This is a genomic window from Bradyrhizobium australafricanum (assembly GCF_020329495.1).
Lineage (GTDB): Bacteria > Pseudomonadota > Alphaproteobacteria > Rhizobiales > Xanthobacteraceae > Bradyrhizobium > Bradyrhizobium australafricanum.
Genome location: NZ_JAGKJL010000086.1, coordinates 16,321 through 27,217 on the forward strand (window position 1 = coordinate 16,321; position 10,897 = coordinate 27,217).

General features: G+C 57.5%; 7 protein-coding genes and 2 pseudogenes. 5 read left to right on the forward strand and 4 right to left on the reverse strand.

All coding sequences use genetic code 11. The annotated features are described in order from the left end of the window. Window positions 1-420: 420 nt before the first annotated feature. The 4 genes and pseudogenes from J6525_RS41560 to J6525_RS41575 form a co-directional block, all read right to left on the reverse strand. A pseudogene (locus J6525_RS41560) lies at window positions 421-1,507 on the reverse strand (IS110 family RNA-guided transposase). A 1,614-nt stretch (window positions 1,508-3,121) separates the two neighbouring features. Further along, complete coding sequence (locus tag J6525_RS41565) at window positions 3,122-3,625, reverse strand: hypothetical protein (RefSeq protein WP_225648999.1); 504 nt, start codon at window positions 3,623-3,625, stop codon at window positions 3,122-3,124. Window positions 3,626-3,646: 21 nt separating this feature from the next. Then, window positions 3,647-4,273 (reverse strand): hypothetical protein, encoded by a 627-nt coding sequence (locus J6525_RS41570; protein ID WP_225649000.1) that lies wholly within the window; start codon window positions 4,271-4,273, stop codon window positions 3,647-3,649. 14 nt (window positions 4,274-4,287) lie between these two features. Further along, window positions 4,288-4,566: a hypothetical protein gene (locus J6525_RS41575; RefSeq protein WP_225649001.1), complete on the reverse strand. Its 279-nt coding sequence runs from the start codon at window positions 4,564-4,566 to the stop codon at window positions 4,288-4,290. A gap of 604 nt (window positions 4,567-5,170) precedes the next feature. Between J6525_RS41575 and J6525_RS41580 the strand changes: the two genes are divergently transcribed. The 5 genes and pseudogenes from J6525_RS41580 to J6525_RS41600 form a co-directional block, all read left to right on the forward strand. Continuing rightward, on the forward strand, window positions 5,171-6,424 hold the full coding sequence (locus J6525_RS41580; protein ID WP_225649002.1) for a hypothetical protein: 1,254 nt from the start codon (window positions 5,171-5,173) through the stop codon (window positions 6,422-6,424). Continuing rightward, window positions 6,409-7,368, forward strand: a complete 960-nt coding sequence (locus tag J6525_RS41585) for an AlbA family DNA-binding domain-containing protein (protein WP_225649003.1) — start codon at window positions 6,409-6,411, stop codon at window positions 7,366-7,368. The genes J6525_RS41580 and J6525_RS41585 overlap by 16 nt, the downstream gene beginning before the upstream one ends. A gap of 17 nt (window positions 7,369-7,385) precedes the next feature. Then, on the forward strand, window positions 7,386-7,862 hold the full coding sequence (locus J6525_RS41590) for a hypothetical protein (protein WP_225649004.1): 477 nt from the start codon (window positions 7,386-7,388) through the stop codon (window positions 7,860-7,862). Between the two features lie 797 nt (window positions 7,863-8,659). After that, on the forward strand, window positions 8,660-9,673 hold the full coding sequence (locus J6525_RS41595; RefSeq protein WP_225649005.1) for a hypothetical protein: 1,014 nt from the start codon (window positions 8,660-8,662) through the stop codon (window positions 9,671-9,673). Between the two features lie 157 nt (window positions 9,674-9,830). Next, a pseudogene (locus J6525_RS41600) lies at window positions 9,831-10,897 on the forward strand (transposase); the annotation flags it as partial.

A 10,897-nucleotide genomic window follows, 5' to 3' on the forward strand; every position in this document is an offset into this window, starting at 1 on the left:
GTGCGCCCTTTTATCTCGCCGTCTTAATCGGTCGTGTGGTCGTGTCGTCTCTCTGCTCTCACCCATTCTCGCTTCCTTTCTCGTTTGCGACAAGGTCCTCTGCGCCACGCCATGACACGATGCGCCGCGACGGATGCGAGTCCTGATGCGCCGTGCAGTCTTCCGCGCTCATCGACGGCACAATGTCGCTGCAGCAAGGCAGCGCGGACGCCGTCGCGGCGCATCTTTCCATCGGTGTGACGGAGCCACATCACAGGCAATCCGGCGCGATCGGTCGGCATCCGAAGATGCACCGTCGCAGGCAAGATGACGTGCGTTCCGTCGTCGGTGTGCTGCACCAGTCCTCATCCGCCAGCGGCGGAGCTCCATGTCAGTGCGCCGCCATCACCGCGTTGCCACCACGTCGATTGATCGCTCTGCTCATGCGTGAACCCCGAGCAATCTGCGCCGCGTAGCTGTCGTTTCGGCGCGCATCTCAGCCGCAGATGTGTCCGGATCGCCGCAGTAGAACGTGCCGGTGGCCCACATCGCGTGCATGATCACGGCGAGCTTGCGCGCCACCGCGACCGTCGCCTTGCGGTGCGAGGCGCGCTTGGCGAGCGCCAGCCCCCAGGTCTTGACCTTGTCCTTTTTTTGTAGCGGGTCAGCAAAGCGCTCGCCGCCTCGTACAGCGCCCGCCGCACGTCGCCGTCGCCCGCCTTGCTGATCCGCCCCTTGACGTCGACCGAGGAGCCGGACTGCCAGCGCCGCGAGGTCAGGCCAAAATATGCCGCCACATCGCGCGACCTCCTGAAGCGCGACGGATCGTCGACCGCGGTCATGAAGCTGAGCGCCGCGATCGGACCGACACCGGGAATCTGCAGGAAGCGCCGGCACAGCTCGTGGCCGGCCACCAGTTTCAACACCAGATCGTGCAGCCGGCCGTACTCCTTCCACAGCGCGGCGCGCGCGTTCAGCATGCCGTCGATCAGCTCGGCGACCAACGCATCGCCCGCCACCGCCTCGCGCACCGCCTGCGCAAAGCCGCCGCGGCCAACATGGCCGAGGCGAATGCCAAACACCTTCAGCGAATGCCGGATCGCGTTCTCCAGGTCCAGGAACTTGCGCTTCAGATTCCGCCGGTGCGTCAACAGCAGCCGCAGCCGGTAGCAGACCGCGCTCTCGATATGCGCCCGTCTGAACCAGCCGGTGCGATGATGTGGGCTATCCCGAGCGCGTCCGCCCGGTCGGTCTTGTTGCGCTGCGCCTTCAGCGCGGCGCGCACATGCAGCGTTTCCAGGCACACCGCCGGCAGGCCGAGGCGCAGCAATTCCGGGTGCAGCCAGGGCGACAGCGAGCCCGCCTCGTGGCCGAGCCGCCGCAACCGGCCGAGATGCGGTTTCAGCGCCGTCTTGATCGCGTCGGGATCGGTCACCACCGCCGTCTCCAGCGCCACCTTGCCGATGTCGTCCACCACACAGATCGCCGTCTCGTCCATGCCAACGTCCAGGCCACAGAAGTAGTCCATCGCACGCCTCCAGCGTTCAGAGGCGATGCACCGGACCCGTCAATCATCGCGCGGGCCACTTGCCCTGCTGCCGCAATTCCCCGCGCAGACCGATCACGGGCGGCCTTCCTAATCCAGCGTTCAGAGTCAACTCATTCATGCGCTTTTCGTCGACGCGCCGTATTGCGACCATTGAACAAGCCCTGCATCGACAACGCACAAAGGTCGCAGCAACTGCGCTTGCGACCAGTTGCCGCTACGGCGGGACCTGCGTCCATTCGGGTTCCGGCACAGCCGTCGGATGATGTCTCCGAAGCATATAGATCTCCAGCATTTTGATTTTTGTAAGCAGCTGGACCAAAGACTCAGCGCCTATTCCCGTCATCTGCACAATAGCCACCCACTGCGCAGGTATCAGGCCCTTCGCCGGGCGGAACAGCTCGCCGTTCCTAGCCAACCGAGCCTGCAAAACACCCTGCAAGCAAGTAGCAGACTCGTTGCAAGCAAACCGGCGACGAGATTTTGGTTGCCATCGATATGCACTTGAAGCGGTGCAACACCGTCAAGCCGTGTGCAGCGAAGTGTCCAGCGGAGCTACGTGACATGCACGCCAATTTTCGCGACCGCAGGAGGATATCATCCGGATTGGTGCGACGGCACGGCTCGATCAAGACCTACCGATAATGCCATTCGATGCGGGCAACTGCCTGGAGTGGATATCTAAGCTGGCGGGTCAATGTGTTCGATTGGCGCGGCGAGCTCAAGCTGTCGCTTCACGCCCCCGCTTTCGGCGGCGACCGGGCTTGAGCTCGCCGCGCCAACCGAACGTAAGTCTGCTATGGCTTCGACGGTGAGGACTGCATTGAGCCCAGCGCCTGACACATGCCGCCATTGTAGCACAATCGTCGTACGCTTTTCCGGCAATAAGTTGCGGCAAATTCCTTCAGGACTGCGGGATCGCCGCTTGTTGACGTCGAGGATTAAGCCGCGGACCTGTTCTCAAGTCGAGGTAGTAGCGGCCGTGGCGTCTGCTGCGAGTTCAGCAAGCCCTCGCCGAAAGGGCAGCACCGGTCCGCAGCTCGCCAATCCCTCGCCGGAATACGTCGGCTGTGCCTTTGCCGACATTGATAGGGCCTTTTGGTCTGCAAGCGCTCCGCTTGGACGTTCCAGATATTTTGCCAGCGTCGCAACGCGAGCGACGGTTAGGTTGAAAAGCGGATTTGCAGCTCAATCGAAGAGCCGCGTCGAACTGATAACGAAGCCGTAGCGACTGTAATTTTTAGAGCGTGGTGCGCTAGCGACGCCGCCACCGATCAAAAGCGGTAAACGTCTTACCTTAGTGTTGCAAAACTCTTGCAGTTTCAATTGCGACACCGTGATGCTCTCTAGCGAGCTGTCGAGCAGCGCAATCTCCGCACGACCTCAATTTGCTCTGCAGCCGCGTTGCTCATCCACACGCTGGTCAAACGGACGCAATTCGGGCTGCGCATTTATTCCGGCGGGCTCCGGCCGCAAGAGTTGTGCGCAGATGCCGACTCGAAGTCGAGCCCGGGAGGTTAGCGAATGCGCAGCCAGGGATGAACGCGGACGCTATTCTGGCCGATTTTGTTGCTGCCGCACGGTGTATGCGCACAACTACTCCGAGTTTGGCAATTGAGATACTTCCATCACTCGGCCAAGAGAGAGTTCGATGACCCGGCGCATCAATTCAAATGCCTCCTGCGTCTTTCCCTCAAGCTCCCCAGGCGTCATGAAATAACTCGCCGAAGTGAGCGAGCCACGTGAGACGTGTCGCGTTCCGCCATCCACCATCCATGTGCCATGCGCCACCCTCACGCGGTCGTCGTTGAGGCTCTTACAGCGATCGAATAGCTTCTTGACCTGCTCTTGAAATTCGCGGTCAGAAACGAACAGGCTGCGCAAGTACCCGCTCGTGACATCACAAAGAACCCTGAAGTCATAGGGTGAAGTTACGGTGTCAATATCCTTGTTGCTCTTCAGTCCGAGCGCGCTGGCTAGCGCGTGCCGGATTACAAATTCGAGCTGCGAAAACTGAAATATGAAATGACCGATTGCCTTGAATAGCTCCGGGCTGCTGTTCGCATCAGTGAAGTAAACCGATCTAGGTTCCTCATCCATCGAAGCGAACTCCAAAAAATATCACGCCCAAATCTGCGCTAATACCGTTTTGAACATCAAACGGGCCACTCTTAGAAACACATCCGCGGATGGTAGGAGCATAATGCCGAATCCGATGGCGTATAGCGTAAGCGTGGTTCGACGCGCCAATGGATGCGAGTAATCCTTCAACTCGTAATAGACATGAAGTAGTCCACTCCGTCCGGCCTGCTTTTCTGCATCCAATGAGATACCCCTACCGGAATCGCGCATCTGCCAGAATCGCTGCGCGAACTCTTCACCGGCGTTGGCGACCTCATTCTCGATACGACTTACCGAGTATTTGTTTATGCTGTCCTGCACGCCGCCCACGTATGCATGAGGGCTGGCGTAATATTTCGGCTCATTTGGACAGTACCAAGAGTAAATGGCCATCGCCGCCGCAACGAACAGCAAGCCGAAGTAGACCAGCATGAGCCGCATCGAAACATGCCCCTCCGGAGCAGGTGCTCCCAGAGCCGACGCGAGGTTAAGATACCGCACTACGGTATCGTTGAAGATGATCAAATAGCCGACAATTGGGATGAGTATCGTGCTCCGCGCCGCCATCGAATGACCAAGAGGATAGAACCACGACCAAGGTGGCGCAAACTTAGGTGCCCATTCCATGAAGCCAATATTCCTCAACCAAACGTTGGCAGACCATACTTCAGCACCAAGCCGCCTGCTACGGTCACAAGGCTAAGCAGGCCGCCCAACAGAAAAGGTCGACGACCCGATGCCTTGTTGGCCAGGCTAAGCAGAAGAAAGCCGCCCCACCATTTCCCATAGTGCTTCTTGAACTCGCCGCCTTGCTTGGCGATCTCGACCAAGTCGGACCGTTTCTCGCTTTCAATTTTCTGCGCTTCGGATTCAGGACGAGCGCCATCATCCACCCTCTCGGGTGTTTTCTTCATCACCATGTCCTTGTCCTCTAAGGTGAGGAGACCGCGGGATTAGCTAAACCTATCTTAGTGAGCACGAAGTAAGAAGGCCGCTTACTCGCACGGTTATCCACGATATAGCATTAGGGTATCAGACGTTCCAGTTTTGTTCGCCGCAGCAGCCAGTTAGACCACTGAGTTGCCCGACGAGTCGAGTCTTATTTCTTATTTTCAGAATTGATGAATAAGCGAGGAAAGCATGCCATTATTTGAAAAGTCTCAGGTCCCGCCGAGACGCCTGACGACATGCTCAACCTCCTAAACGGAATTGTCGACCGGCTGCGGGCTAGCCTGGTTAAGCAAATCGTTCTTCCAATTCCACCGGTCGGCTTCCGCCTGCCCAACATGGTCCGCGGTCACATCCAGGCCCACTTGCGTCGGCTCGTTATGTTTGTTGAGAGCGGACACGCTGAATGGGCTCACCGGTCGCCCGCTGACGACCGAAATGGCCACCCGAACCATTTATGAGAACGTAGCTAGCAGCGCGTTGTGGGTCCACGCCCTAGCCGGAAGTTAGCAACTTCCATTGCAATCACAGACAGATTTGGAGAATCATCGACCGATTCGGCCTCGGAGGTTGAGCGTGAAGGTGCACGTGCTGAGCTTGGGTGACCCGGCCCCCCTCTTTGCTAACCAGGATCTCTCCAATCACGTTGATGCCCACGTGCGGGAGGCGCTTGCCGCCGTTCAAGGCATGGACGCAGACGCCTTACTCAACACCCCGACCGAAGACATCATTGCCGACCTTGTCTCCCGACACACGATCACCGCCCCCAAACTCCGGGCGGATCACGCATACATCGATGGCCCCCACGAGGTAGAAATCCGTGGCCCTGACTATGGTCGGGAGGTCCGCCTGCAAGGCACGTTGCTAGCGCTCATCATCCCGTTCGAGGTTGAAGCCGGCATGTTCTACGTGAACCCCGGTCGATGGGGCGGCTCGATACGGGGCAACCTCCACTACAACAATCTCATCCTGACCATCCGCGGCGAAAAGCTCCAGCCCGCTGCCGTCGACAACCAGTTCAAGATGCGCATTCAGGAAATCGAAGACTACCTCAAAGCTCAGCAATCAATGGCGGACGCGCATCGCAATAGTCTGCCAAATCGGTTGAGGCCCGAGATCGAGGCGCGCAAGAAAAAGCTACTGGAGGCCCGACAGATGGTCGCTGGCCTCTCCTTTCCTATCCGAGCTAGGCAGGACACGCCAAAGACCTATGTGGCGCCAGTTACGCGGCGGAAGATCATCACCACGCCACCCGCGACAACCGCTCCATTTAATCCTGAGCCGGTCCTCGACCAGGCCAACTACGAGGCAATTCTCGACATCATAGACTCTATGGCGCTAGTCATGGAGCCGAGCCCTACCGCCTTCACGACGATGGGTGAGGAAAGCTTGCGGCAGCATTTTTTGGTTCAGCTCACCGGACACTTCGAGGGAGCGGCGACGGGCGAGACGTTCAACTTGGCCGGCAAGACCGACATTCTCATCCGGGTTAAGGACCGAAACATTTTCATCGCCGAGTGCAAGTTTTGGGGCGGAGAGAAAGCCTTTTTGGAGACCATCGATCAGTTATTTGGGTATCTGAGCTGGCGGGACACCAAGGCGGCCGTCATCATGTTCAATAGGAACCGCAATTTCTCAGGCGTCCTCCAAACAATTCAGGAAGCCGTTCCGAAACATCCGCATCTCAAACGGACGTTGCCTAAGCGGAGCGAGACCTCGTTTCGTTACCTGCTTGGAATGCCCTCCGATCATAGCCGGGAATTACAGCTCACCGTGAATGGCCTTCGACATCCCGACTTCATAATAGGTGCACCTTGGCCGACTTTTTGAAGATCAAATCATTGGACGACCTTAAATCGATCGAAGCGAGCGGCTTCGAGGAAGGTCTTACGCTGGAATACAAGTCGTCGGACGCCCTCTGCAAAGAGAAGGCGGACGATATGTGCAAGGACGTATCGGCCTTTGCCAATTCATCCGGCGGACAGATCATCTACGGGATCAAAGAAGAGGACAAAAAGCCCAAAATCGACGCTGGCGTCGCCGACCCCAAGATCTCCAAGGAATGGATACAGCAGATCCTCAACACTAGACTTAGGCCCCGCGTCTTGGTCGAGATCGAGCGTATTGAAATTACGCCGGGTCATCACGCCTTCGTGCTGACGATTCCGCCCACAAAGACAGGTCCTCACCAGCACACCGACAAACGTTACTACCGCCGCTATGAAGCCACGCAGCTCGTGATGGACGATCAGGAGATTCGCGACGTCATGGGGCGGGCCACGACGCCTGACCTCTTTGTCTCTCTAGCGTTCCTGGGCGGTGTCCGCGAGCGGATCGAGTTTCCAAGCGGTCGCGAAGAGTCCACGCCATTCAATCTCTTGACGCGGATAGCAAACCGGGCCGCACAGCCCGCCTACCACGTGGTGGTCCAGATTGGCATCGCCGAGGAGTTCATCGTGGTCGGCAACGGTGATTACGAGCGCCTTCCCGACGCGGACAACGAATTCGGTACGCCGATGCACTGGTTTCGCTGGGTTAGAGCCTCGCCGCCCGACCTGCCCATTTTCAAAGAGCACCCGACGCTGCTCACGGACAACGTCCTGATGCTGGCACTGACCTCTGTGGAGCTGAGAACAAACCACCTGTTTGATGCCACAATCAGGATATCAGCCCCTGGCTTCTCCAGCACCGAGCATTGGGCCTTTGTTTGCAGAGGCGCAACGCTCAACATTTATGGCCCTGGAAGCGAGTTTGCAGCCAAGGCAGCGGAATAATCCCACGGATCAGAACCATGGCCAAATCGCCACGCGAAATCGCCAACGATCGGCAGGACCGGGAGGAAGCCGCGCTCCATCAGGCAATCGGATACTTCATTTTCTGGTTTTCTCAGCTGGAGTTTACGATAAAGGCTCGGCTGGCTGGAGCCCTCCAATTGGAAGAAGACCTGTTCGACATCATTATTGGTCCGTACGATTTTGCCATGCTCTGTACCGTCACGGAGCAGACCCTAATGCGTGGCGCAAGCGCCGAAGTTAAGAAGGCCATCAAGAAATACTTCGACCAGTGCCGGGCGCTGAATCAGCAGGCTCGTATCATTGTGGCGCACGGAAGCTGGACGTACGCCGGAGCCAGGCACGTCAGTCGAAACACGCTGAAGGCCACCCAGTATTTTGCAAAGCCAGAAGAGCTTAGGAAGCAGGCAGATATGGCTCGACGCCTGATGGGCCTCATGATGGTACTTGAGCAGCCCCCGGAGAAGAAATCGTAATGCTGATCGCTTACATCGACGGGAGCCATAACGCCGACATTGAGGTCGTATCTGGATTTGTCGCGTCAAAACTAGCCGCTCAGATTTCGGGCGGCTTCCTTTTCTTCTTGCCCAGGTTGAGGTTTAGCCCGCCCGACTGAGAGCTTAATATCCGCTCCCATTCCTCCGACATCTTCGTGACAAGCTCTCTGTATTGCATGCCAAGATCGGCCAGCGCTTCTGCATTAGGCGCTGAATTATGCTCGTAGTTAAATTGGATCCTGATGCCCTGCAGCTCTGCGCGAAACCGGTCTTGCCAACCTTGCGCTTTCACACAGTGAAGAGTTTGGGTCAGAACGGACCCAATTGTCGTCACGCCTCCAAGACGCCCGTGGCGACACCCCTGTCAGTCGCACCCAAATAAAGGGAGACTATTCCGCGGCCGGCAGAGAGGATTACTATTGCCTGGTAAAGCGTCGTGTCTTTGGTGTAAGGGCCAGATGCGGAAGTAAATGTCATCATGAGTTAGGGCAGGAAGCGTCGGTGGATTGGTGAAGTCGAGAGCCGTCGCTCTCTGGAGGCTTTTTCGCTTTGAATCATCAATTTATCCATGAACTATCCAAGACCACGTGAAAAGTGTACGATGGCAGCGATACAACCGCTCTCGGACCCATGGGAACAGATCCCGTTGAAAAGGTGAGCTACGTGAAGGGCTATTTACAATGGCAACCACGTCGGAAGGCTCTCGACCCGAGGGAGACGCCACTGAGCAGGTGCAGCCAGTTGGACCGTCGGCAAAGATAGCAGGCAAAAGGCGAATGGGATTTTTGCTGCACCTCTTCGGTCCCGCGTACGTAGTGGCCGCGGTATCGCTGCTCGCCATCGGTGCAGTGTACGCCTTGAAAGGCTGGCCGCCTCACTTTCCAACTTCCGTCGCCACGGTGGACTCTTCAAATCTTAAAGATCTTTTCGACCACACGCTCAGCGATTACAAAGCCGGACTTACGGCACTCGATGCCAACCTTAGTGCTCAGGCACTCGTTGTGGCGACAGCCGTCCTCGTCATCATCCGCCGATCCGATTCTTTGGAGTTCTTCGGAAACTCAATACCCCTCAGCTGGTTGCACGCTTTCATTCCAATCCTCCTGCTGTATCTCTTTATGGCTTACGGGAATATCTCACACAGATTGATCGCGAGCCGAATGCTCGGCGTACAATTAGCCTGTTCGTTGTCCCTAGCACCTCAGGACGCGACAGCGACTAAGGCGCTCAGGCTTGACGAAGCGGCTGCGAAATGTGGAACAGGCAACCCTCATCGAGAGCTGCTTCGCGACGCGGGCTGGATCGACGCTTGGTACATTTCTTTTATAGATACAGAACAAAATATTTCGGGAATCGATCGCACGTATGCGGCTTATATAAAAACTGTAATGATTATTGTACTGGGGACACAAATCGCTGCTGCACACGCAAGCACGCTGGCGATCGTATCCATTGGCTGTCGAAGATATTTCACCACAAGACATAAGCGACGTCTAATGTGGTATTACGTGTTGCCCTTGGGGCCATTGATCTTACTTGGCGTCGCAAACTTCCTCTTTGCCTACGGGGGACCGCACAGGAATACGTATCAGTTGTACGTTGTGGCAGTCTCAATTGCCCTGATGGCATTTCTGCTCTGGCTTTCAGTGAAGATCGACAGCACCTCTCACCCTGAGACTTTGCGGTGTCTCAGGCTGCGGCGGCAGCGATCCTTGCCCAAGATGGATCAAGCAGCCGCAGTTGCAGCACGAGCACAACGTAGCCTCGCGGAACAGATCAAGATCGACTGATTTTCATCCCGTCACGACTTCCCTGCTGAGTTAAAAGCAGGTGTCATTCGAAGAATGCCCGGACGGTCCGCTTTGGGTCGATTTCGTTGAAAAAGTCGGCAGTTGCGGCGCAGAGATATCAGTGATTCAGTCTGTCTAGTTGGCAGGACTGAAGGTCATGATGGGGAACCGGCAAGTCGAACAGGCTGCGTTGTTCTATGAGTTCTCGCTCGAGAAGCATATTCCCGCCGACCACTTGCTCCGGTCGATCGATAGATTTGTCGACCTTGAACAGATTAGGCGGGACTTGGCGCCTTTCTACAGTAGCATCGGCCGGCCTTCGATCGATCCCGAGCTGATGATCCGGATGCTCCTGATCGGTTACTGCTTCGGCATTCGATCGGAGCGGCGCCTGTGCGATGAGGTTCATCTCAATTTGGTCTACCGGTGGTTCTGCCGGCTCGGCCTGGATGGGACGGTGCCGGATCACTCGACGTTCTCCAAGAACAGACATGGCCGCTTCCGGGAGAGTGACCTATTCCGTCGTGTGTTCGAGAGCGTCTTGCGCCGCTGCATCCGGGAGCGGCTGGTCGGTGGGGACGGATTTGCAGTCGATGCGAGCCTGATCAAGGCGGATGCCAACCGGCAGAAGGGGATCGAGGGCGACAAGGGACTACCCCCGGAAGTCGCCGCCGGGCGATCGATGAGTATCTGTCCGTCCTCGACGATGCCGCTTTCGGAGCAGCGACCGAGGTCACGCCGAAGTTCGTGTCGCCCTCCGACCCGGCGGCGCGCTGGACAGGGGCGCATGGCGGCCAAGCCTTCTTCGCCTACTCGACAAACTACCTGGTCGACATCGAGAACGCGATCATCGTCGATGTCGAGGCGACCACGGCCATCCGGCAGGCGGAGGTGCTGGCGGCCAAGCGCATGATTGAGCGCTCGCTGGAACGGTTCGATCTCTATCCGAGCCGGCTTCTCGGCGACAGCGGCTATGGCTCGGCCGAGATGCTCGGCTGGTTGGTCCACGAGCATGGGATTGAGCCGCACGTTACAGTGTTCGACAAGTCGGCCCGCACGGACGGGATCTTCGCGCGCGACGACTTCACCTATGACCACGCAGGTGACGTCTACCGCTGTCCCGACGGCAAGGTCCTCACCACGACCGGAGCGCTGGTGAACGATGGTGCCACGATGCTTTACCTCGCCAGCAAGCGCGATTGTGATCGATGCGCGCTGAAGTCC